Here is a 23504-nt window from a genome sequence, read left to right on the forward strand (position 1 = left end):
AAGGGAAAGGAGTGTAATCCATGGCGGAGTGGGCATTCTGGGGATGTCTGCCGTTTCTGGCAGCTGCATTTATTACGGATCTAAAGTCGATGAGAATACCAAACTGGATCACTGTGTCAGGCTTGCTTGCTGGTCTGCTTGCTCAAGTGCTGATGAGTGGCTGGGATGGACTGCTGAAGGCTGGTGTGGGTGCTGCTGCAGGATTTTCAGTGCTTCTGATCATGCATTTGATAGGGGCGGTTGGCGCGGGAGATGTTAAGCTTTTTGCCGGGATCGGGGCGTGGACAGGAATAATGTTTACATTGCAGGTCGTGATGTACTCCGTTCTGTTCGGAGCTTTAATAGGCTGGCTAATTGTTATAAAGAGACGGGAGACAGGTAGGCGTACGCGTAAGGTTATTAACACAATTTCTGGATTTATATTATTGAAGAGTTCATTCCTAGTAAGAAATAAAGATAGTGAGCTGTTGAGATTTCCTTTCATGCTGGCTGTAATCCCTGGGACCATATGCGCTTATCTTTATTTTTAAAATAGGAGGTGGTGATGCTTGTTGTACGGATTAACCCGTGACTTTATGCAGCAGGACGGTATATATATGATGCTTGGCGAACCAGAAGGGATGCCGGTGGGTAAGCTTAATATGGTTCAAGCTCGTATGCTGATGAACACCGAAATTCCTCATCATTTAAGGTTATTACTTAGGGAAGTCGATTTGAAGGTTACCCTGGAATATGCTGTTCTGCGCAAAAAAATGCTCAGTCGTTTGCTCAAAAGTGAGAAGCTGAGCATGACCTCATTTTTTGGCTTACTTCTGCAAATTGCGCAGGGGATGGAAGATGGCAGGTTATTTATGCTGCGGGCGGATCAGTATGCTTTGCATGAGGATTATATTTTTATTGAAGGCTCGTTGCAGAGTGGTAAGGTATACCTCACCTATATCCCTGTTCAGGGGAATGACCCTGCTTCTAAGCTGAGAGAGTCTCTCAGAGCGCTAATCATGGTGATGATGGCGTCTATCACAGAGCTTACTGGCAGTGGTGTTCAAAGAGTATTGCAATACTGTGGGGAAGAAGAATTTACACCAGCGGGCTTAAAGGGTCTTCTTTCAGAGCTGTTGACAGAGGGCGACTCTATTAGAGGGCAATTCAGTAGTAACGAAGAAATGGCATCCACATCACCTAAAATGACAGAAGCACGTCTGGTAGAACCTGAAAGACGAATGCACGAGAGAGCAAGGGAACTGTTTGTGAATGAGGCAGCTGCTCCCCAGAAAAAAATAAGTGAGCGGAACGAGGAAAAGGGTCTGCATACGCAACAGAACTCAGCTCCGCGGTTAAGCAGCTATTCTAGTCCCAGCTATAGGATGAAAGAAGAGGAGAGTTCGCTTCGGTCTACGGACGATAATCAGTTGACGAATTCACAATCCTCAAGCTCAAGAACTTATGTAATTCTAGGGTGCTTATTGGGAGATGCATTATTATGGAAATTCCTATATTTGAATAGTCCAAAGCCATTATGGCTAGCCGTTTGTGGAATCGCAACGATCGCATTGGCTGCCTTAAGCTGGATGGTATGGAGCGGAAGGATAAGGTTTGGAAGTAACGAAGATAAGGATCATACAAGTGAGGATTCTGCTGAAGATGCAAACTGGAGTCCGAGTCGAAGAGAATTGGAGTGGAATTTCGGTAGGAATCCTGTGAACACTGCGCGTCCTGCAGCAACGATTCCAAAGGTAGATCAGCATCCATCCGATCCATTATCTAGCATTCCATCAGCACGATCTGAATCAAGAGCAGAAGAATCTAGTTTTGTAACACCACCAGCGCCTATAGCCCCAACCGCTTTATTATCACGGGAGGAAACACCTGAACAAGACAAACGCAATGAGAAGCTAGCTCGAAATGTTCCTTATCTCAAAAGAAGCGATGAGGAAGAAGCAGAGTCGGAAACCATAGCGTTAAACCGAACTAGCTTTATCATTGGCCGATCGGCAGAAGTAGCTCAGTATGTAGAAAGATCAGAAGGAGCTTCAAGAGTACATGCGGAGATATCTAGGAGCCCAAGCGGATACGTACTTAAGGATCTCGACTCCAGAAATGGAACGCTTTTTCAAGGCGAAGCCATGATCCCTTACAAAGAGTACCCGCTGTCAGAGGGGACCGTATTTAAGATTGTAAAAGGAAGTTACACATTCCACATGGGATGAAGAATACAAGCAAAGAATGTTAATTCTGCTATTTTTGGCTTTTCAAATCTTCTAATGCGGTTTGAAGTGTGGGGAAGGTAAAGATAAAGCCATGTTCTAATGCCGCCGATGGAAGAACGCGTTGTCCTTTGAGCAAGATATCAGACAATTCACCTACTGCTGTTTTTAACAGGATGGCGGGTAGTGGGAACCAATGCGGCCGTTTGTATACTTTGCCGATCGTTCTACCGAACTCTTCGTTCGTGACCGGATGTGGTGCAGTCGCATTAACAGGTCCGGTGATGGTGGGATTCTCAACACAAAAATCGATTAGACGGACGATATCCGTCAGGTGAATCCAGGATACCCACTGGTTTCCCGCGCCGATATTACCACCAAAGCCCAGTAAATAGGGAAGCTTCATCTTGGGGAATGCTCCGTTTCGGTTACCGAGCACAACCCCAGTACGCAATTTGATCATACGGATATTCTTGTATGCTTCATCAGTAGCCTCTTCCCAGGTCTTAACCACTTCAGAAGGGAAGTCCATGACATGGGCTGGTGATGATTCACTAAAGGTATCTTGCAAAGAGGTTCCGTAAATAGCCACAGCGGACGCCTGAATGACTACAGAAGGTTTGTGTTTCAAACGGGCGAGTAGTTTAGCTGCTGCGGAAACGGTTGCAAGACGGGATTGCATAATTGCTTTTTTGCCGCTTGGACTCCAACGCTGGCTAAGAGAAGCTCCAGCAAGATTGACCAAGGCATCCACATTTTCTAAGGGCGTTTGATCATTGTTAAGGCTGTCCCATGTGTGGTAACTCAGCTTAGGATGATAAGGTGCAGCCTTAGGTAGATTGCGACCGACGATTGCAACTTCATTGCCTGCTAGTAGCCAGTATTTTGCTAGTTCGCTGCCAATAAAACCGGTGCCGCCACATATCACATATTTCATAAGGTGGGCCTCCGTTCTGAACGCGACATTTGATTAACAATCACTTAAACAAATGCTGGTAAGCAGAGTAGTCGATTTTATTCTTTTCGAGAAAATTGACGAGGAAACGATTGTCACGCCGCGGTGTGGCGACTATGTAACCTTTAATGCAGTGATCACGAGTAACTTCTTTTGCATTACTTTCCACAGCGATCTTACCGATCTCAGCAGCAATGGAATGTTTGGCGATATCGCGAAAAGGGCTAGGCACAGGCTGAACAAGCTGGTCTAAGAAAGCTTTTGATTCATCACTCCAGAGTGAACGGCTGCGTTCTACCCAGTAATTTTGCCAGTCCAGCTTTGATTTTCCATCGGCTTTAGGCAGCACCTTTAGGAATTTCCGGAACATAAAAAAACCGCCGATACACATAGAACCCAGCAGCATAAATGTCCAGAAAGCGATAGAGTTCATGAACCAATTGCTCGGTGTTGCGGATAATAAACCAAGTCCTGATTGGATAGACATGCATACACCACCTTTTGGCAATGAGTATTCTCACATAATTTAATCTCATATTAAAGTATAGCTTATTTCCAAAGTTTTGCGAAGCAGAACCCAGCATATTGACCTTGTCTAGATTTATTTTTCTGATCACGGTAGAATAGGGGGTAATTCGTGAAGGAAAGAGGGAAGAAGTATGCTGAAAATAGGTTCACACGTGTCTTGCTCGGACAAGGGTCTTTTGACCGCAGCAAATGAAGCAAATGAGTATGGTTCCAGCTCATTTATGATATATACAGGAGCGCCACAGAACACGCGCCGCAAGCCGATTGATGCCATGTATCCCGTTGAAGGGAAGCAAGCAATGAAAGAAAATGGTGTGGAGGAGATAGTCGTCCATGCACCTTACATTATTAATCTCGCTTCCTACAAAGAGAATACGTATCAGTTGGCCGTTGATTTCTTGCAAGAGGAAATCCGCCGTACGCATGCGCTTGAGGTCAAGCATATCGTATTACATCCAGGTGCATTTACTGATAAGGATGCTGAGTACGGTATCCAGCGGATTGCAGATGGCCTTAATGAGGTACTTGGGGGAACCAATGAAACGGAAGTTCATATCGCCCTAGAAACTATGGCTGGTAAGGGAACAGAGATTGGGCGTAGCTTCGAGGAGATTGCTTCTATTATTGATAAGGTTGAACATAACGAGCGTTTGTCCGTATGTCTTGATACTTGTCACATTCATGATGCTGGCTATGATATCGTTAATGATTTGGATGGCGTTCTAAACAAGTTTGATGAGATTATCGGCTTGAATCGTCTAGGTGTTATCCATATCAATGACAGCAAAAATCCATGTGGAGCAGGTAAAGACCGTCATACTCCAATTGGCTCGGGTTGGATCGGTTTTGATACAATTAACAAAATCGTCCATCATGAGAAATTGGCAGGTCTGCCTTTCATTTTGGAGACGCCATGGGTGGGCAAGGATGCTAAGAAACAGCGTCCAATGTATGAGGTGGAGATCGCTTTGCTCCGTGGTAACGTAGCTGAACGATTTGGACCGGAGTTTATAGAGGATGTTGAAAAACTGCGTGATTTTTTTGCTAATAAGGAGATCGATTCCCGTCAATATGTGCTTAATGTCTGGGAGATGCTGAAGAACGATGCCAAGGCTAAAAAAGCTGATCCACGTGAACCGCTGGAGCGTCTATATGATGAAGTCATCGCTGCCGAGCTGTTCCCTGGGCTGAGTGAGGAAGCCATTAATCATCGCTTGATTGCATGGTTAGCGGGCAAGTAAGTGCTCTTTCACGCATAAGTTAGACTTCAGATTGCGCATGTAGATGAGAGGATGGGATGAGGATCATGGAATTACACGTAAAAAGAAACAATTCGTCAGGTGTTGAGTCTTATTCCAACCGGGCGCGTATGCTCATTTCCTGTCCTGACGGACCGGGAATCGTGGCGGCTGTATCACACTTTCTGTATCAGCATGGCGCGAATATTGTGCAGTCGGATCAGTACACCATGGATCCAGATGGCGGAATGTTCTTCATGAGAGTTGAGTTTGATCTTCCCGAGTTAGGAGATCGTCTGGAAGAAATCCGTTCTTTGTTCGGCGGGGTGGCTGAACGTTTCAAAATGAACTGGAAAATTTTCAATGTTCGTCATAAGAAAAGATTAGCCATCTTTGTCTCTAAAGAAGACCATTGTCTTGTGGAGCTGCTCTGGCAGTGGCAAGCTGGTGATCTAGAGGCCGACATTGCTCTCGTCGTGAGCAACCATTTGGATATGAAATCGTATGTCGAATCCTTCGGCATTCCTTTTCACCATATTCCAGTTACTGCTGATACTAAGGCTGAGGCGGAAAAACGTCAGCTTGAGGTCATCGGAGACGACATTGATGTTATAATTCTGGCTCGGTATATGCAGATTATCTCACCGTCGTTTATTGAGCACTATCGTCACCAGATTATTAATATTCATCACTCCTTCCTGCCAGCCTTTATTGGTGGTAATCCTTACGCCCAAGCGTACCAACGCGGAGTGAAGATTATCGGAGCAACTGCTCACTATGTTACAGAAGAGCTTGATGGTGGTCCGATTATTGAACAGGATGTGCAGCGGGTTAGTCACAGTGATGATGTTATCGAGCTGAAGCGGATTGGACGCACCATTGAGCGGGTTGTTCTGGCTCGTGCGGTGAAATGGCATATCGAAGACCGGATCCTCGTCCATCAAAATAAGACTGTAGTATTTAAATAAAAGGTTATTTTCCGGTGAAAGCCTACGGTATGAACCTGAACGCTTTCACCGGAACCCTATAATCTAATAGTTTTCTAAATCTCTACAGGTAAAAAAGCATTTTACCAGCAGCTTGGCTATTTACGCCAAGGTGCTTTTTGTCGTTTTCAAAATCGGATTTTTAAGGAGGTGGAAGGTTTGGCTTTACAGCGCGGGCAACTGTTAAAACGCAACTATTTCTTCGCAAGTCTCATTCTGATTACTGGAGTTGGCGGACTGCTGGGCTATGATCTTTATTTCAAGCCCTACGTGCTCTCCCGAACCGTGGTCAAAATTAAGGTGGAAGGCGGGGAGCTTCTTCCCAAAAATTATGAGCTGAAAGCAAGTGATTTGTATCTGGATTCTGTTCAGACCAAGGATATACCTTCCGGTGTAATTACAGACATTGCACAAGTGGAGCACAAAATTACGAATGTAAATCTGACTAACGGAATTATTTTGACTACATCGCTAGTGGATGTCAGTGATTTGGAGCCACTGGAGGATGAAGGGATTTTTCCTATACCGAAGGAGGCCATCTATGCCATCAATGGTTCACTGCGCAGTCGGGATAAGGTAGACATTTATCTTGTAGAAGCTGATCAAGAGAAGCGGAGTGAATCGCTTAGCCCAAATAACAAGAAGGAAGGGCAAGAGCTGATAGAGCAAAGTCCACTTAGCGAACCGGCAAAGGAGGTGTTTTTATCTGGAGTCACCGTAAACTATGTGCGAACTGAAGACAATAATGATGTGCTGGATTCAGAAAAGGGCAACAACAATAATCGATTGACTTCGACTGGCAAGGTGGCGACACCAGAATTGAAGCTGAAGAAAAGCGATGGACAACAGCTAGGACAATTTTTAGAGCAGGGGAAGAAGCTGTGGATCGTACGGGTTGAGTAGGAGGGAAGAGCCTTGAAAATATTTAGTCTAGGCATAGATCAGTTAACCATTAATGATATCAAAAATGCGGGGTTTATTGTTATCACACAAAGTGTACTTCCTGATCCATCTCATGCAGAGGGGCATATGCTAATGGTTACCAGTGACCAGATTCAAGCTCAGTCACTTAGCGAACTGCGCCGGAATTATCCGAGCTCAACGATCCTATATGTATATTTGCAAAAGGGAATCAGTGGTTACCAAGCTGTACATATGCTGTGTGAAAGCTTAGGAATCTATTTTATTCCTCCTCGTTCTACCTCGTCAGCGGTGATAGAAAAAATTCGTTTTATTCTAGACGAGGACGGGGAGGAACGAAGTAATCTGGTTGGTTTTTTTGGCTCAGGGCCGGGGATTGGCTGTACTAGTGTAGCAAAACTGTTTGCAAGGCGGATTGCCGCAGCAGGCCTTCGTGTTATTGTCCTTGGACTTGATTTATATGATCCCGGCTATGACCGCAAAGCGACCATTAGTCTGGATAGGCTTCGATCAAGGCTTAAAGGGAAGATGATTCATGATGAGGATTTCGAGCAATTGATTAAGCAAGACGGCTACTCGTATCTCCCGGGCAATTACGATTACTTGAGCGCACAAGACTATCAGGAGGATGAGATTGAATATTTTTTGGCTAGAGCTGGAGCAAATGCAGATGTGGTTATTGCTGACTTTGGCTCTATTCCGGAAAGCGCTGCGTGGTATGTCGGAATGCACAAATCGTCACTGCGTATGATCGTCACTCATCCCAAGCACGAATACAGGCTCGAACCTCTACTAGAGCTTGCTGGGCATATGGATTTACGGCCACATGATTTTCAGCTGATTATTAACCGCAGTAATGTGGAAGAAATATCTTCTCCTAAAAATCTAGCGCTTCGCTTTGGGACTGAAATCTTACTGGAGTTACCTTATTACCAGCCCTTGCAGGAGAGCTTACCTCTAGGCAAAAAAGAGCTGCAGCATGTGGATGATAAAGTACATTCTCTGCTCGTGTCGATGAGCCTAGCGCCAGAAGCTAAAAAGAAAGGTATATTCCTATGAACGGAAATCAAACGAATCGACCGTTGTTCTCTCTAAAACAAAGTATCCTACGCTTGAGCAAACCGGGCAAGGAAGACTTTTATGCATTTTTGCAAAAAATGAAAAACGATATGAATGAAGGACTGGAACGGGAGGATGATGCTTACTTCGAGTTAAATGCGAAGGCACTAATTGGCGATCCGCAGGCGGTTAGCTTTTTTATGAATGAGATAGAGAAGTACTTACGAAAAACACCCTTTACCGGCAAGGTTCCCGAAGCATACCGAACGGCGGCAGAAGCGCTCTATCACGAGTGGAAGGGCTTTGGTCCGGCGTATCGCTGGTTTACTGATCGTGCATACAGTGAGTCAACTGGGCTTCAGATGATCGGAAAGCAAATCTTTTATAACCATAAAGGTGAGTTTGTAGCTTATCCCTATGAGATGCCATCGTTAGATCGGGTCGAACAGTTAAAGCGCTCCTTATTAAAAAGTGATCCCAATAAAAAGCTGAACAAGGACAACCCTTCAGTGGAGTTTAAAATGGATGACCCGCTCTGGCCTGGCCGATTTATTCGGCTTGCCATTTGGGTATCCCCGAGAGTGTGGGATGGCTTCACTACAATATCGTTGCGACGACAGGTTGTAGAATTTTTGAGTCTAGAAGATCAGGCGGGGACGGAATGTATTCCAGCGGAAGCAGTTGAAATGATTCGGGCGTTATCCTCCACCTTTCGCAATACCATTATTGCGGGTGCTGTAGGCTCGGGAAAAACAACTTTTGCAAATACGATTGTCGGCGAGCAATTGCTTGGATCTTCATCCTGTATGGGTGTAGTGATGATAGAGAAGCATCCGGAGTCGATTTTACCTTATCAGATTAAGGGGCACCGAATTATTCCAATACAGGCTACGAACGAGGAATTGATGGAGGTAGGGGTAGAGTCTCTGCGGCATGACCCGAACATTTTGTATATGACCGAGATGCGGTATAACGAATGGGAGTTTTATTTGTGGAGTGGGGAAAAAGGGTATGACGGTATCACTGGAACCTTCCACACCGTAGATTCGGAGGATATTCCTTATCAAGGCGCTTTTGCCGTGTCGACAAGGATTGGCGGGAGCCTTAAGGGTCATTTGATCTCTGCACTGAAATCATGCGAGCTGGTCTTTATTTTGGAAAGTGTTCCGAACGGGAAGAAGCGGCTGACGCGAATATCGGAAGTTTTTTATGACGAGGACAAGAACTCTGTATTTGCGAATGATCTGATGCGCTGGGAACCTCAGAAGATGTGTTGGTCTTACAATGACAAGCTGACGAAGAGCCTGGTTCTGAAGATGACTAAGAAAAATGAGCAGGCGACACAGTTGCTCCAGAAAGAGCTAGGACGGCTTGCAGCAGTAAAACCAATGGAACAGCCTATCAAGGAAAGCTTGAAATCTAAGATTGTTCTTAACGAGTGAGGAGGTGAAACCGTGGATTTATTATTGTATATTCTTCGTTATGTCCTTCATTTGTTGATTGTTTGGGGAATATGGTTACTTATTAAACGGCTAATCGAACGGCATTTACGACAGGTAGGTCAGAAAGTCGATTTTCGGATCAAACATAAAATGAGTATTTTTGGCAAAAGAGTTAGCTCGGTTAAAAAAAGGCTGTGGCTCTACCGTCATCTAGATAATCTTTTATATTTCGTACACCGAAAATATGAGCCGGGAATCAGCGTTATGCGTTTTGCCACGCGTACAGCAATAGTGTTTATTGCAGTTTTTCTATCAGGACTACTGACGCTAAGTGAGCTTCCTGGGCAATTGAGTTTTAACAATCCTTTTCTGGAGGGGATCACCTTTAATGAAGGGCGTTCGATTCAGGGGGCTTGGAGATTTCCACTTTTTATGGCTTTGATTTCTGCTACGATTCCTTATTTTCGTATGAGATACATCTATGCGCAGAGGAAGGTACATGGAAGCTATGATTTACTCGATGTGGTCAAAATCTCCACCAAATTCACTCACTTGTCGGTAGATTCCATTCTCGATCGGACAGCGGATTTTCTTACGGATAATAATGTATTGAAGGGCCCTCTGAAGCTACTAGGAGCTGCATTTTCTAATTACAGTAATGAGAAGGAGCTTGTTGAGGAAGCCGGTAGATTTTCCAATGCGATTGGTACTACCTTCGCCCTAGAATTTATATCGGATCTGCTCTATGCCGAGAAGGAAGGAACCCGTTATTTAAAAAGCTCGTTGATGCTGTTAAACCGTTCTATGGAGCAACAGAGAGAAACGATTTTGACTGTAAAAGCGGGAAGTAGAGATGCGATCAGCCTTGGCTTATATGGGAATCTTTTGGTGCTGGTATCTACGGTTGGAACCTTTATGTACATGCTGAAGCCGGATGTCTATTTCCAATTGCAATTTGAGACTACAGTAGGACTTTCCTTTTTGATGGTGATCGTTTCTGGACTTTTTATTTCTTTTGTGATCAGCACTATTCTCGCCAGACCTAAACTGGACTACCACTAAGGTGATGAGCTATGGACAGATTGTTACTATTAATTACCGTAATCGGGATTGTATATATCGCATTACTTGTATTTGTAAGCAGCAGTAGTAAACAGGAACGATATCTTGTCCGACTAGAGCTACGGTGGAATGAGCTCGGGGAACGGGTGCAGGGGGATAGATTTCAGCAATTATTGAATGATTCTGGTTTATCGATTTCGGCCCGTAAAATTACGCTCTTCCGTTATTCAGCAGCGCTGATTTATTTAATAACTCAAGTCGTCAGCGATTTCATTCGTTCTAATTCTTTTTCTATTTATGACCCTCTAATTGCTCTACTTATTCTCGTAATCAGCAGTCCGATGCGCTATCTTCCGTTTGGCTGGGTGCTTGCATGGCTTCATCAAAAAACGGTTATTAAAAAAGACGGTGAGCTGATCTCTTTCATCCGTCTATACGAGAATAATCGGCTACGCAAGCGCGGATATGCGCAATTTGGCACTTTTTGCGGGAGTACGGCTGGACATTTTCAATATATACGTCAGGACTTATACGAGTTGTCAGAACGAGCAGTAGATGAGGGTGTAGAGGGGGCGATTGAATGGTTTTGTGCAAAGTTTCCGGATAATCATAGTTTTATTAATGACATTCGGTCCATTTTGTTGGCTACAGAGGGTATGGATGACGACACAGAAGCGGCGAATTACTTACGTGAACAAGGTAAGATTATCTCCAAAATCTCAAGCGATCAGTATTTGAAAAAGTGGTCTTTTATCGGAGATCTATCTACGATCATTAATGTGATCCCATCGATTGCAACTTTTTTAATGATTGTCGCGATGGCGATGCAGTACATTTTGCTGATCAAAGGAAATTTTAATGGGGTCGGCATGTTCCAGTGAGAAATTGTATGTTCAACATTATTTAAAAAATATAAAATAAAAGGGAGATTTTAACAATGAAAAAGGACGCTATTTCTACAGGGTTGTTTATCGCTATCGGATTTTTGTGTGTGGCCATCGTAATTGCCGTTTTGATTCCAGTGGTGCGAGAAGTAATTGATGCTACGGATGATAACAAACCGACGATTCCGGGTGTAACCTTAGTTCAGCCGTTGGATTCAACCCAAACTGCAGTTGCCCGGGTCTTGAACCACACTTCGGTTTAACTCGGCTATGAAAAAAGACTCTATCTCCATTGCAATGTTTCTGGCCATTGGTTTTGTGATCGCAGGGATGTTTATCACAGTAGCTACGCATATCATTGGCAGCAGTCAGGACGATATCATCACACATACTAAGCAAGTAGAGCAATATTAGAAGGAGGCGTTTCTATTGAAGGAGACCGTCCTCCGGGCATTATTCATGTGGCTTGTCCTGTTTATTATCCTGCAGCCCATTTTTACCTATATCGATTATCTGCTAGATTTACAAGTCAAAGCTAATACGTCCTACATCACACAAAAAGCTGCAACGGAGGGGATGGTCACAGCGTCTATGCGGAACGAAGTGATTTCAAATCTGAAGGCGATTGGGTTCTCAGAGGGTTCCATCGAAATTACGAGTAGTACGGACACCGTTCAAGAGCGGAAACAACGGATTGATGTGTATGTAACTGCGCCGCGGGTAAATTTGTTTCCGTATAATTTCTCCACGGTTTCGCAGCCGACCCGATATTATGGACATGGGTCAATTATGAGTGAATATCTCGATTGATTAAGGGATGAGCCTAATTTATGGATTACATTATTAAGCTGGCATTTGTCCTACTGATCTTTATCTACTCCTGGTTCTTTCAGATCCAGAATCAGGAGTGGGACATGCTGCGCAGCATGCTAAAAGATGCAAACAATATCGCCGTTCACGACGCCGCACAGGAATTAGATGAAACTGAACTCACACGAGGTCGTCTAATTATCGATCCTGCGCTTGCTTACGATACTTTTCAGCATACCTTGCAGTTAAATCTTGGACTAGATAACGGTCTTTCTCCCAAAATGGGCAGCCGTTTTAAAAATCAAGTAAAGATTGTGAAGTTTGATATTGTTGATGATTCGGACGGAGTGACTTTTCCGCTTTTATACGAGGATAGTGAATATGGCATTACCAAATACATAGAGGGTCCCTCGGTTATTGCCGTCATTGAGACGAAACATCCGCTGCTGATCTCCAGAGCCAAAACACAAGAGCCAATCAGAGTACCTGCAGTTCAGGAGTATAAGTTTAATAAGTAGGAAAAATCCAATTGAGACAAGGGAGAGATTTGGGGATGAAGAGAGTTGTAAAGGCGACTTTAGTAGCGACAATGTTATTTAGCGTGGTATTGGGGCAGGGAGTGGTTGCAAATGCGGAAACGGTTACACCAGTAGTTACGGCTAAGCCAACGACAACAATGGAACCAGCCACCACCGCGAAACCTGCAGCAACACCAGTGCCTATTATGAGGGATAATCTGAGTAAATTTGGGCTGGAAAAAGAAGTGGAGTTGCCTGTGACAGTTACGGCGGGTGGGTTGAGTTATACGTTGGAGAAGATAATGATCTTTGATGCAAAGTCCAAAGATGCTCAAGCACTGATTAAGAAGTTCAAATATTCCGGAGAAGGGAAGTACTTTATTTGGACTAAAATTACAGTGGAAAATAATAGTGGTAATACAATTAAAAAAGATTATACGGATTTAAGTGAGAAATGGCGCTTAGGATTTGGTAACAAATTAGATGCGTATCCAACTATGCCAAGAAGCAAGGATACTTCTGTGAACGACAAAGAGGCACTATGGGGATGGAAATTAGCGCCGGGACAGAAAATGACTACCTACCAAGCCTATTACTATGATGGAGATTTTAAGTCTTTTGTTATTTGGTTAGACAACAAAAAAGATTCGGCTACAAAATACATCGTAAACACTTCAGAAGTTTAAGAGGTGATGAAGTTGCAGATGAAGAAAAATAAAAAAATCAGGATATTCTCAATTATTCTTATAATTGGTCTATTACTTTCGCCAAACTTGATGAATTCAGCTCAAGCAGCAGAGGTGAAATCTGGATCAGTAAGTATACCTATTACAACTGGATTAACGGGATCAGGGAATGCAGCAAAAACTTTTTACTTAGACCCGCCTAGTGGAGTAAACGTCGCTGCAATTAAAGCAGGAACTTTTAAATATTCAGGCAATAACAGCTTAGTTGGAGCAATTAGCGTAGAGAATGGAAAAATAAAAGTTACACTCAAAGGTAATGAAAAAGTTGAAACGTTTAATGTTACAGGAATGGATGGTAACGATCCTGAAAAAGTTTTTAAAAGTACGCCGGGTAACTCTATTTGGCGATATGCAGATGGGCGAAGATGGCAGATTAATGATTATAATCAAGATCGTGGAGTGAACACAAGCAAAAACGTAAACGCTACAGATTTTAATACTCCATCAGACGAACCACCAAAAACAACTGTTGCCACAAAATCTGATCCAGTTAGTCCGAGTCAAGCAACATGGTTTAGAGACAATGTTAATACTATCCCATACAGTAATATTATTCAGTCTAGCATTAAGCTGGTACCCATGGCGCTTCAAGGGGACAAAGGGCAAGTTGGACAAAAAAACGGGAAATTCATTATTACTTATCAAGTACCATCAGGGCAATATACACCCGAACAACCGTCGGATACCTTTGATAAAGGGATTTGGGTAATTGGGCGGCTATATTATATCATTTTGCCATACTACTTCACTGCCGAAGCAAAAATGACCTCATATAGCTATGCGGGAACTGTCAATTTTGATTATGCACTACCTGATCAAGTTATTTTGAATGCTTCAGCTACATTAATTGAACCCAACCCGAATCCTGCGAAAATGACTGGTGACAAAGTTGCTGTAAAAATTAATGTTAAAGGTGAATTACTAGCCTATACAGACACTTCTAATATTTCTGAATGGGCGTTTTATGCAAGAGAGAAAGAAATAGCTGTTGCGGATATGAAGAAAGAATATTCAAAAGTTCTTACTGCGGGTAAAGACTTTGATTTTTCAATCCCAGCGTCCAAATTGGTGGGAAAAGATAATTATAAACAAGACTATGCTATAAAGGTTGTCGTACGGTTCAAAAATCCAGTACAAACAAAAGCAGGTCCTATTTCATCTTTAGAGGCAGGACCTGAGATATCAGCTGGAGTGTATAAGAAAGATCCTCCAGGTGATCTTTTCCCTCCTAACCCAAACCCACCAGCTAAACCTGAAGGTAAACCGCCCATCGCACGGATCAGCGCCCCTAAATATGTCAAAGCTGGAGACGACATGATGGTGTACGGAGGCGCTTCTTCTGATCCGGATGGTTATATCACAGATTATTCCTGGGGTACTCAAGGAGCGCAGGGTGGGATCGGTAATACAGCACGAGGATACATATGGTATACAAGAGATGATGTAGGGCAGACTTTCCCAATTGGGCTCACAGTAGTTGACAACGATGGTCAAATTGGGAGTACTAGTACTGAGGTAACAGTGATTGAACCTAAGCCTGCTGCTATATTAAACATTTCTGGCACACTAAAACAAAATCGAAAAACAACGCTCATGAATATTAGTCAAAGTCCTACTCGTTTTCCATTGGTCCCATCAAAAACTCAGATCTCTATCAGTGCTGTTTCTGGTGGTACGAATGCAGATATTAAATACAGTGGTACGTTAGCTGATTTTCAGAGTAAGGATATTCTATTTAAGAGTCCAGGTAAATATAAAGCTACAATTTATGTGGAAAATACCTTGGGATATTCTGATCGTAGTGAACTGATTTTTGATATCGTTCCAGATGAATTGCCATTTGCTTACTTTGGGATGCCGGGAAAAGTATACCGCGATCCGAGTAATGGAAATAAGGCAGTGGTTTCAATAGATGATATGTCTTTTACTAAGGATAAAGATCCACTCATTCGTCGGATTTGGGAATATCGTTACGATTCTAATAACAACGGATCTTTTGCAGATGAGAGTTGGGCTCGGTTTAACGAAGAGAATCGCACTCGTCTGAATTTGGAGCTATATGAAGTCGGAAAATATGAAATACGTCTTACAGTTCTCGAAGAATTTGGACAGCCCACGATTGAAGAATTTGTAACTGAAGATGATAGAAAACGGATAAATTCTGATAGCACACAAAATCTCATTGAACGGATTGTAGAGGTGGAGAATCGGGCACCAGAGGTAGATTGGGATCTATAAGTGAAGAACGGAGGATGGTCTTGTGAAACAAAAATTCAGGATAAGCTTCATTTTATATTTCTTGTTAATTTTTACAATATTGCCAATCTTACCTCAACCATTATCAGAGAGGGTAGGAATAAGTACGACAGCTCAGGCTGCTGATGATGATAACATTATTAACTACAGGGATATTACTTTTAATAGTGGGTTTGCAACACATGCACAACCCAATACAATTAATATCCGTTTCCCAGCAATTAAAGTTACAAACATTTCTTATAACAAGATAACTAAACAATTATTTTATGATATAGCACCTGGCGCAGCTCCTATGAATATTGATATCAACTGGAACAACAATACTCCGCCAGGGCAGTCTCATTTATGGAATCAGAAACTAACAATAGATATGTGTGGTTCTGCCTACACTGAGGCGGGGTATGAACGCGAAAAAAACCGATTATACGGGTTGGATCAAACATGGACATGTTCGGCCGGAAATTATTTTTGGGGTCAAACTCAGAACTGGAGCACTGACTATGGAACGCTCTATAATATTGGCCTTGCACATACCGGAAGAGAGATTAATCTAGATTTTGACCTTTCTACTATAAGAAGCGCCATGAAGACTACTTATCCTAATATCTTCACACAAGGGCACAATATGTTTAACCCAGCTGATGATGATAATTCAAACCCTCCCGAACTTTTTCGAATAAGATTCCTTGCATTCTCAGGATGGTATAGAACGGATTTGGGTCCGTCAGAGGGGCCCTACCAAGCAAATTATGAACCTGGAGGTTATACGCCCTACATGACTGAGGTTGCTAAATTGATTCCTAACCATCCTCCTTCTATTTCGGTAGGGACACCGAATGGTATAACGCTAGTAAATGCGCCTGGACTGAGTGGTATCAATATTGAAGGATATGTAAGTGATCCGGATAACGAAGATGTGACGGTTACTGCAGAGATTCCTAACGTATTTTATAAGAAGACTACAGTATATAAGGCGCAATCGTCAAAACCATTTTACATCCCAATAGATGCGATTGATGATGCTTTATCACCTGGGTCTTACAATATGATAATTACAGCATCTGATCCTTCAGGAATGAAACAATCAAAGAATTTAACTATAAATGTCAAACAGCAGATGAGGAATAAGTCATTTATCCTTATCAATACCCCTGTTGAAACGAGAACCAAATTCTTTGATTCTGAAGGAGATTCGAAATCCACAGAACGTTTCAGATATGATCATAATCCTTATTTCTATGATAACTCTATGGGGATTATTGGAGATTCAGGATTATGGAGAACATCTACTTATTCTTCATTCCCCTATAGTGGGGTATATATTGCGACCTTTCAGGGTCGAGATAATCCCAAAAATGATGACCGATTTGATGTTTACCGGAAATGGAGCCGGGATAATTTATCCTCTATGACTTTTCATGTGCATCGAAAGCCGATAGCTTTATTCAGTGCGAAGTTGATGGGAGGATATATTCAAATCTCTGATAGCTCTTACGATCTAGATCACATTACTGCGACCAATAAAGGGCTTGTCGATAGACAATGGCAGTATAAGAAAACAGAAGCTTCGATATGGAATGATGGCCAGCCGCCTAATCCGTTGCCAAGTAATGATCAATACGATATTCGGCTAAGAGTAAGGGACATGGATGGTGAAAATGGGTTAGGCATATGGAGTGATTGGTGCCAGAGGACAGTAGGAGCAGCTGCAAATCTACCTCCTGTAGCGCTATTCACAGTTGAGCCTAATATTGTTTCCTACCGTAAGGCCACGACGATTATAGATAAATCATTTGATCCGGATAATGATCCATTGGATATTTATTATTGGACAGTAATTAAAGATGGATGGAATAAAGTATGGGAGCATTGGGGTGGAGCGACAACACCGCCGAATATCGCCGCGTTTGGACCAGGAAATTATCAAATAAATCTACAAGTACATGATAATCGTGGTTTGTGGTCGGAATGGTATAGTCAAAGCGTACAAGTCATGAATCACCCACCTGCAGCCGCTTTTAATATGCCATCTGAAGTATATCGAGATACGCTCATTACGATGCAAAATACGACACCAGATCCAGATGAAGATGGAGATTCGCTGTCTTACGCATGGTACGCTAGACTTAATAACAGCCCTTATTATTATGCGGGTAGCAATCGTAATCAATCCATGGCAATCAGGGATTTAATTGCAAGGAGTGGGGTTTCACCTCAACAAGCGATATCTGATGGATGGGAAATGCGACTTAATGTTTCAGATATACCAGTAAGCTCGAATGTTTCAGCATTGACTTCGTATGCTACACGTATGTTTACTGTTAAAAACCATATTCCAACAGCAGGAATTAATGGACCAAGCAGTGTTTATCAGTTTGATACTATAACATACTATGGGGTGGATTCTGATAATGATCCATCTGATATCAGTAGTTTGCAGTATTACTGGAAAGTTACAGATAGTGATGGTGCAACTGATATGTACCGGACTCCTAATATCAAAATTGATTTTCCTGAGTCTGGGATCTACACACTAGAACATTGGGTTGTGGACCAGATTGGTGATAAGTCCAACATAGCTACCCTGAAGTTAAATGTAGCTAAGAATCTGCCTCCAACTTTAACTCTCACTACTCCTGCTGGAACCACAACTAATCCGTCGGTAATAGATGCGGAGTTACAAGGAGATCCACTCATTAAGTGGACGTATACAGATCCAGAAAATGATCCACAGGAAAAGTATAGACTGGAGTTTTATTCGAAGGATGATCTCTTGGTAAAGAGTGTTGAAAATCCGGATAGCAGCGGACTACTTAGACAATATCAAATCCCAAACAACACATTTGAACGCTTCGAAAAATTTACCGTCTATGGACGAGCCTTTTCAAAATTGTCTTGGTCAGAAATATCTAATGAAAAAACATTCATCATCGATAATCCCCCTAAGCCGGGATTCACTCTGATCACAGATACTGGTAAAGATGCGACTAAGGTGCCAATCTACCGGACGGACGTTCTGAACATTAAGAGTACCGCCTCTGATTTGGATGAACCAAAAGGAGATACAATAAGTCATAAGTATTTCTTAAAACCATCAAGTGGAACAGAAGTCTTAGCAAGCACTCAAAAGTACTTCACGAAGCAGTTTAGTAGTAATGGTGTATTCACCTTTAGACAGCTTGTAACGGATTCTCTGGGGCTGTACCGTGAAATATCCCATAGTATAACAGTTGTGAATCGAATTCCAACAGTTAATATTACGTATCCTACCAGTACGGACTCGTCAAAACCGACAATCGCAAGCACACTCACCCCGATCATTAAATGGGATTATCAAGATGAGGATGGAGATCTACAGCAACGTTATAAGGTGCGAATTATAAATTTAGCCACGGGAACGATCAAAGTTCAATCTGGAGAACAAGTTTCAAGCGCAAAACAATGGCAAGTACCAGCTGAAGCACTGATTGAGAATGAAAAATATGCCGTTGAAGTGGAAGTCTTTGATGGTTATAACTGGAGCAATATTTCTCCTCGAAAATATCTCATGGTGAATCTATTGAGCATTAAAGGAGGCGTTAAGCACACCCAAGAGTGGAACAACAACCGTAAAGGCTACAATCTGAAAAAGAGTGGCAATGAGGAGAGTCCAAGAGGCTACAACGTATTTTGGGCAGGAGAACGTTTTGTTCTACAAGGTACAGCTACAGGTCTCCCGGATACTGTGCAAGTAACCATGAACGGAGGGTTCACTACGCAGCTCAGCCCAACTAACGACGATAAAACCTTCTGGACAGGTGAAATGTACGATAGCTCTTTTGAAAAGCTACCAGATGGCCCTGTTACATTTACCTTTAAGGCTCAAAATGCGTACAACACCAAAACGGATACAGCTATAGTCGTTATATCATCGGATTGGTCGGAGTATTTCCAGAGTCATCGAATTAAGTAGAATAAGAGCTTATATTGCCTACCCCATCTCTTTTTTGCGTAACTTCACGGTATCATGTTAATGTTGAAGCACGCATCAAACATTGATAGGGGTAGGAGATATGATTCGAGAGTTAACACCAGCGGAAATGAAATCAATCTTGAATTCGATTAATAAGGAACAACATTTTTTATACTATTCATACCTTACAGCTCGTAAGCATAATTCGGTACACTTCGGTGAGTTTACTGACCAGGGAGAATTGCTCGGCGTATTGGCCTTTTTAAGAGGACTCCCGTTCTATGCTTTTTCCGTATTCCCTGTGGAGAAGTCATTTTGTCTCCGGTCCGTGCTTTTATTTATGAAAGAGCAACTGAATTTACCTGACAATGCTGTCGGTAATGTAATCGTGAATGAAGAAGTTATGGCTTTACTCGCTTCACAGCTTGAACTTGTTAAATCTCCCAAAAAACTGCTTCTAATGAAGCATATCCATCAAGAAGCGTTACCACCGGTGGATACAAGCGTTTTACAATTGGGTCCCCCTTATTTTGAACTCATTGAGTCGAAAATGACCGATTTAGATACAATGGCGTTCTCAAAAGAAGAATTACAGTATCCGTTCTATGGTGTGATGGAACAACGAGAGCTGATTGCGGTAGGCGGATACCATATTTATAGTGAGGATTACGTTGAATTGGGGAACATCGGAACGGACGTAAGATGGAGAAGGCAAGGGTACGGGAAAAAGATCTGTGCAGAGCTCACCCGAGCGGGGGGGAGGGTTACCTCTAACGTGTATTTGAATGTCCTTGAGGAAAATGTAGGCGCAATTTCTCTATATCAATCGATCGGTTATGAATTCATGTGCAAACAGTACATGGTTGAATTTGTTATATGATGTTTAATTAAAAAGGACTAAGCGGAATTACAATCCGCGTAGTCCTTTTTCACAAGCATAGAACCTTTTATACGACCCCTTCAGTTCGGTCTTCATTCATTCGCATCATTCGTGCAGCAACGGAAGTAGTATGTAATGGTAAAGAGGATGGACGTGTAGATGCTCTCTGAGCTCTACGTAAATAATAGGATAGCTTGCCAGTAAAAATCTTATGTGCACAGAGTGAAAGCGCGAAATCTTCCGGTGTAACGAAGCAGGAAGGCTTATTCACAGGCTGAACTGCAGTTTCTTCAAATAAAGAGGCAACGAAATGGGAACAAAAATAAGCATTTTCTCTATCGATTTTAATATTCAGAAGCACACCGATTAATCCTAAAAGATGGTATTTATATCGTTCCTGATTTTGCATCATTCCTTGGACGTGATTGTACATCGTATCGTATTCCTCAGCGCTAACACGCAACTGATAAATGGAACAATTAGCACTGCTATAAAAAGGGTCGATAAAGTTCTCCTGGATTAGTCCTGCCACAAATGGATTGTGCATTTTTTTTCTTCCGAAGCTGTATACCTCCCGCAGTTCACAGTCAAAGGCGATCGAAGCATGATTCAGATCGGCTTTTGTAAACCACTTAATAAAACCACTAAAGGCCGTACCTGTACCGGTAAGCACAATAAAGATGTCCTTATTCGAACTCATGTTCAAAGTTCCTTTCCACTAGGAAATGTTGGGTAATGAATGAAAATTATGCTTAACTAACTCCATCTTACTGTATATTTGAGCATTGTAAAACAATCTTTAGTCGCAATTAAAAACTAGACCATAGACTAGTGCAATTCTGGCTTGTCTCATAGTTCTTGTGTGTATATAAATACGTCGATATTGCAAAAGATAAGCTGTTCAAATAAAGAGTTTTTAAAAACAATTGGAATTGCTTCCACACTAATGATACAATAAGAGTCAAAATGACATTCTTGAGATTTCAGAGGAGGAACTATTAAATGAGTGAACAAGAACAAGCGATTCAAAAGGAAGAAAACTCAACTGTAGATAACCTGTCTATTACAACGATTCGTACTTTGGCGATTGACGCCATTGAAAAAGCAAACTCCGGCCACCCAGGTATGCCAATGGGTTCTGCACCAATGGGTTACCAATTGTTTGCAAAAACAATGAATCATAACCCTGATCATCCGACATGGGTAAACCGTGACCGTTTTGTATTGTCCGCAGGACATGGTTCTATGCTTCTGTACAGCTTGTTGCACCTTAGTGGTTATGATCTGCCTATGGAAGAATTGAAAAATTTCCGTCAATGGGGCAGCTTGACTCCGGGTCACCCAGAAGTAGGTCACACCGCTGGTGTTGATGCTACAACAGGTCCACTTGGACAAGGTATTGGTATGGCTGTTGGTATGGCTATGGCTGAAGCTCAATTGGGAGCTACCTACAACAAAGATGAACATAAAGTGATTGACCACTATACTTACGCTATTTGTGGTGATGGTGACCTAATGGAAGGGATCTCTTCCGAGTCTGCTTCACTCGCTGGTCATTTGAAACTGGGCAAATTGGTTGTATTGTATGATTCAAATGATATTTCCCTTGATGGTAAATTGAACCTTTCCTTCTCCGAGAACGTGGCTCAACGTTTTGATGCTTATGGCTGGCAAGTACTTCGCGTTGAAGACGGAAATGATCTTCCGGCTATTGCCAAAGCGATTGCTGAAGCACAAGCTGAGACTAGCAAACCGACTTTGATCGAAGTGAAAACTGTAATTGGTTACGGTAGCCCTAACAAACAAGGTAAAGGCGGCCATGGCGGTACTCATGGTTCCCCACTTGGAGCAGAAGAAGCTAAGCTGACCAAAGATTTCTACAAATGGGTATACGAAGAAGATTTCTATGTACCTGATGAAGTTCGTGCTCATTTTGCAGAAGTGAAGAAAAACGGAATCGCAGCTAACAAAGCTTGGGATGACAAATTCGCGGCTTACAAAAAAGCATATCCAGAGCTTGCTGCACAGTTCGAAACAGTAATCAATGGCGATCTTCCAGAAGGCTGGGATGCTAAACTTCCAACTTACACTACTGAAGATAAAGCGGTATCGACTCGTGTCGCTTCCGGTAATGCGCTTAACGGTCTGACTGCTGGCGTTCCTCAGCTTGTGGGCGGTTCTGCTGACTTGGAAAGCTCCACTATGACGCATTTGAATGGTTTGACATCGTTCACACCAGAATCTTATGATGGCCGCAACATCTACTTCGGCGTACGTGAGTTTGGTATGGCTGCTGCAATGAACGGTATTGCACTACACACAGGTCTTAAAGTATTCGGAGGAACATTCTTCGTGTTCACAGACTACCTGCGTCCAGCTATCCGTTTGGCTTCGATCATGAAATTGCCAGTAACCTATGTACTGACACATGACAGTATTGCAGTTGGTGAAGATGGTCCTACGCATGAACCAATCGAACAATTGGCTTCCCTGCGTATTATCCCAGGTCTGACTGTTATTCGTCCGGCTGATGCTAACGAAACTTCTGCAGCATGGGCTTATGCTATGGAAAACAAAGAGAATCCGGTTGCTTTGGTTCTGACTCGTCAAAACTTGCCAATTCTTGCTGGAACAGTTGATGGCGTTCGTGAAAACATCAAACGTGGTGGTTATGTTGTCTCTGATTCCAAGAATGGCACTCCACAAGCACAACTGATCGCTACTGGTTCTGAGGTGCAATTGGCTGTTAAAGCACAAGCTGCTTTGGCTGAAGAAGGTATCGATGTTCGTGTAATCAGCTTGCCAAGCTGGGATCTGTTCGAAAAACAAGATAAAGAATACCGTGAATCCGTAATTCTTCCAGGAGTTAAGGCTCGTCTTGCAATCGAAATGGCACAAACCTTTGGCTGGGAACGTTATACTGGTGACCAAGGCGATATCCTCGGCATCACTACTTTCGGAGCTTCCGCACCTGGAGACAGAGTAATGAAAGAATACGGCTTTACTGTTGAGAACGTAGTTAGCCGTGTGAAAGCACTTCTGTAATTAACTGAATAATCA

General features: G+C 42.6%; 21 protein-coding genes. 18 read left to right on the forward strand and 3 right to left on the reverse strand.

Going from position 1 to position 23504, the window contains the following annotated elements:
- Positions 1 to 20: 20 nt before the first annotated feature.
- Positions 21 to 530 carry an A24 family peptidase gene (locus QNH28_RS05975; protein WP_283910584.1) on the forward strand — a complete coding sequence of 170 codons (510 nt, stop codon included), beginning with the start codon at positions 21 to 23 and terminating at the stop codon, positions 528 to 530.
- Between the two features lie 18 nt (positions 531 to 548).
- On the forward strand, positions 549 to 2207 hold the full coding sequence (locus tag QNH28_RS05980; RefSeq protein ID WP_283910585.1) for a DUF6382 and FHA domain-containing protein: 1659 nt from the start codon (positions 549 to 551) through the stop codon (positions 2205 to 2207).
- A 28-nt stretch (positions 2208 to 2235) separates the two neighbouring features.
- Here the strand turns inward: QNH28_RS05980 and QNH28_RS05985 are convergent, their stop codons facing one another.
- Entirely contained in the window at positions 2236 to 3141 is a 906-nt protein-coding gene (locus tag QNH28_RS05985; RefSeq protein ID WP_283910586.1) for a TIGR01777 family oxidoreductase, read from the reverse strand.
- 40 nt (positions 3142 to 3181) lie between these two features.
- Complete coding sequence (locus tag QNH28_RS05990) at positions 3182 to 3646, reverse strand: DUF2621 domain-containing protein (protein WP_042124904.1); 465 nt, start codon at positions 3644 to 3646, stop codon at positions 3182 to 3184.
- Between the two features lie 172 nt (positions 3647 to 3818).
- On the opposite strand from QNH28_RS05990, the gene QNH28_RS05995 reads away from it, so the two are divergent.
- The 15 genes from QNH28_RS05995 to QNH28_RS06065 all read left to right on the forward strand — a co-directional run bounded on the left by QNH28_RS05995 (position 3819) and on the right by QNH28_RS06065 (position 20444).
- Positions 3819 to 4928 carry a deoxyribonuclease IV gene (locus tag QNH28_RS05995; protein ID WP_283910587.1) on the forward strand — a complete coding sequence of 370 codons (1110 nt, stop codon included), beginning with the start codon at positions 3819 to 3821 and terminating at the stop codon, positions 4926 to 4928.
- Between the two features lie 65 nt (positions 4929 to 4993).
- Positions 4994 to 5893 carry a formyltetrahydrofolate deformylase gene (gene purU / locus QNH28_RS06000; RefSeq protein WP_283910588.1) on the forward strand — a complete coding sequence of 300 codons (900 nt, stop codon included), beginning with the start codon at positions 4994 to 4996 and terminating at the stop codon, positions 5891 to 5893.
- A 177-nt stretch (positions 5894 to 6070) separates the two neighbouring features.
- Positions 6071 to 6814, forward strand: coding sequence for a CpaB family protein (locus QNH28_RS06005; RefSeq protein ID WP_283910589.1), 744 nt, complete (start codon positions 6071 to 6073; stop codon positions 6812 to 6814).
- Positions 6815 to 6826: 12 nt separating this feature from the next.
- Positions 6827 to 7891: a CpaE/TadZ family protein gene (locus QNH28_RS06010; RefSeq protein ID WP_283910590.1), complete on the forward strand. Its 1065-nt coding sequence runs from the start codon at positions 6827 to 6829 to the stop codon at positions 7889 to 7891.
- A complete protein-coding gene (locus QNH28_RS06015) occupies positions 7888 to 9333 on the forward strand; it encodes a P-loop NTPase family protein (protein WP_283910591.1) in 1446 nt (481 codons plus the stop codon). The genes QNH28_RS06010 and QNH28_RS06015 overlap by 4 nt, the downstream gene beginning before the upstream one ends.
- Positions 9334 to 9345: 12 nt before the next feature.
- Positions 9346 to 10395, forward strand: a complete 1050-nt coding sequence (locus tag QNH28_RS06020) for a hypothetical protein (protein ID WP_283910592.1) — start codon at positions 9346 to 9348, stop codon at positions 10393 to 10395.
- A gap of 11 nt (positions 10396 to 10406) precedes the next feature.
- Positions 10407 to 11276, forward strand: a complete 870-nt coding sequence (locus QNH28_RS06025; protein ID WP_283910593.1) for a hypothetical protein — start codon at positions 10407 to 10409, stop codon at positions 11274 to 11276.
- A 56-nt stretch (positions 11277 to 11332) separates the two neighbouring features.
- Positions 11333 to 11542, forward strand: coding sequence for a hypothetical protein (locus tag QNH28_RS06030; protein WP_283910594.1), 210 nt, complete (start codon positions 11333 to 11335; stop codon positions 11540 to 11542).
- A 7-nt stretch (positions 11543 to 11549) separates the two neighbouring features.
- On the forward strand, positions 11550 to 11693 hold the full coding sequence (locus QNH28_RS06035; protein ID WP_156113062.1) for a hypothetical protein: 144 nt from the start codon (positions 11550 to 11552) through the stop codon (positions 11691 to 11693).
- Positions 11694 to 11708: 15 nt separating this feature from the next.
- A complete protein-coding gene (locus QNH28_RS06040; protein ID WP_283910595.1) occupies positions 11709 to 12089 on the forward strand; it encodes a hypothetical protein in 381 nt (126 codons plus the stop codon).
- A 20-nt stretch (positions 12090 to 12109) separates the two neighbouring features.
- A complete protein-coding gene (locus tag QNH28_RS06045) occupies positions 12110 to 12607 on the forward strand; it encodes a hypothetical protein (protein ID WP_283910596.1) in 498 nt (165 codons plus the stop codon).
- A gap of 35 nt (positions 12608 to 12642) precedes the next feature.
- A complete protein-coding gene (locus QNH28_RS06050; RefSeq protein ID WP_283910597.1) occupies positions 12643 to 13293 on the forward strand; it encodes a hypothetical protein in 651 nt (216 codons plus the stop codon).
- Between the two features lie 18 nt (positions 13294 to 13311).
- Positions 13312 to 15591, forward strand: coding sequence for a hypothetical protein (locus QNH28_RS06055; protein ID WP_283910598.1), 2280 nt, complete (start codon positions 13312 to 13314; stop codon positions 15589 to 15591).
- A gap of 22 nt (positions 15592 to 15613) precedes the next feature.
- Complete coding sequence (locus QNH28_RS06060; protein WP_283910599.1) at positions 15614 to 19564, forward strand: glycoside hydrolase family 78 protein; 3951 nt, start codon at positions 15614 to 15616, stop codon at positions 19562 to 19564.
- A gap of 100 nt (positions 19565 to 19664) precedes the next feature.
- Complete coding sequence (locus QNH28_RS06065) at positions 19665 to 20444, forward strand: GNAT family N-acetyltransferase (protein WP_283910600.1); 780 nt, start codon at positions 19665 to 19667, stop codon at positions 20442 to 20444.
- A 67-nt stretch (positions 20445 to 20511) separates the two neighbouring features.
- Here QNH28_RS06065 and QNH28_RS06070 read toward each other — a convergent pair whose 3' ends face one another.
- A complete protein-coding gene (locus QNH28_RS06070) occupies positions 20512 to 21144 on the reverse strand; it encodes a hypothetical protein (RefSeq protein WP_283910601.1) in 633 nt (210 codons plus the stop codon).
- Positions 21145 to 21446: 302 nt separating this feature from the next.
- On the opposite strand from QNH28_RS06070, the gene tkt reads away from it, so the two are divergent.
- Positions 21447 to 23489, forward strand: a complete 2043-nt coding sequence (gene tkt / locus QNH28_RS06075; RefSeq protein WP_283910602.1) for a transketolase — start codon at positions 21447 to 21449, stop codon at positions 23487 to 23489.
- Positions 23490 to 23504: the final 15 nt, after the last annotated feature.

Origin of the sequence: Paenibacillus sp. G2S3, from assembly GCF_030123105.1 — a bacterium.
GTDB lineage: Bacteria > Bacillota > Bacilli > Paenibacillales > Paenibacillaceae > Paenibacillus_AQ.

Coding starts and splice junctions, on each gene's coding strand:
- QNH28_RS05975 (WP_283910584.1), top strand. CDS start 21: ATGGCGGAGTGGGCATTCTGGGGATGTCTGCCGTTTCTGGCAGCTGCA.
- QNH28_RS05985 (WP_283910586.1), bottom strand. CDS start 3,141: ATGAAATATGTGATATGTGGCGGCACCGGTTTTATTGGCAGCGAACTA.
- QNH28_RS05990 (WP_042124904.1), bottom strand. CDS start 3,646: ATGTCTATCCAATCAGGACTTGGTTTATTATCCGCAACACCGAGCAAT.
- QNH28_RS05995 (WP_283910587.1), top strand. CDS start 3,819: ATGCTGAAAATAGGTTCACACGTGTCTTGCTCGGACAAGGGTCTTTTG.
- purU (WP_283910588.1), top strand. CDS start 4,994: ATGGAATTACACGTAAAAAGAAACAATTCGTCAGGTGTTGAGTCTTAT.
- QNH28_RS06015 (WP_283910591.1), top strand. CDS start 7,888: ATGAACGGAAATCAAACGAATCGACCGTTGTTCTCTCTAAAACAAAGT.
- QNH28_RS06025 (WP_283910593.1), top strand. CDS start 10,407: ATGGACAGATTGTTACTATTAATTACCGTAATCGGGATTGTATATATC.
- QNH28_RS06030 (WP_283910594.1), top strand. CDS start 11,333: ATGAAAAAGGACGCTATTTCTACAGGGTTGTTTATCGCTATCGGATTT.
- QNH28_RS06035 (WP_156113062.1), top strand. CDS start 11,550: ATGAAAAAAGACTCTATCTCCATTGCAATGTTTCTGGCCATTGGTTTT.
- QNH28_RS06045 (WP_283910596.1), top strand. CDS start 12,110: ATGGATTACATTATTAAGCTGGCATTTGTCCTACTGATCTTTATCTAC.
- QNH28_RS06050 (WP_283910597.1), top strand. CDS start 12,643: ATGAAGAGAGTTGTAAAGGCGACTTTAGTAGCGACAATGTTATTTAGC.
- QNH28_RS06055 (WP_283910598.1), top strand. CDS start 13,312: ATGAAGAAAAATAAAAAAATCAGGATATTCTCAATTATTCTTATAATT.
- QNH28_RS06065 (WP_283910600.1), top strand. CDS start 19,665: ATGATTCGAGAGTTAACACCAGCGGAAATGAAATCAATCTTGAATTCG.
- QNH28_RS06070 (WP_283910601.1), bottom strand. CDS start 21,144: ATGAGTTCGAATAAGGACATCTTTATTGTGCTTACCGGTACAGGTACG.
- tkt (WP_283910602.1), top strand. CDS start 21,447: ATGAGTGAACAAGAACAAGCGATTCAAAAGGAAGAAAACTCAACTGTA.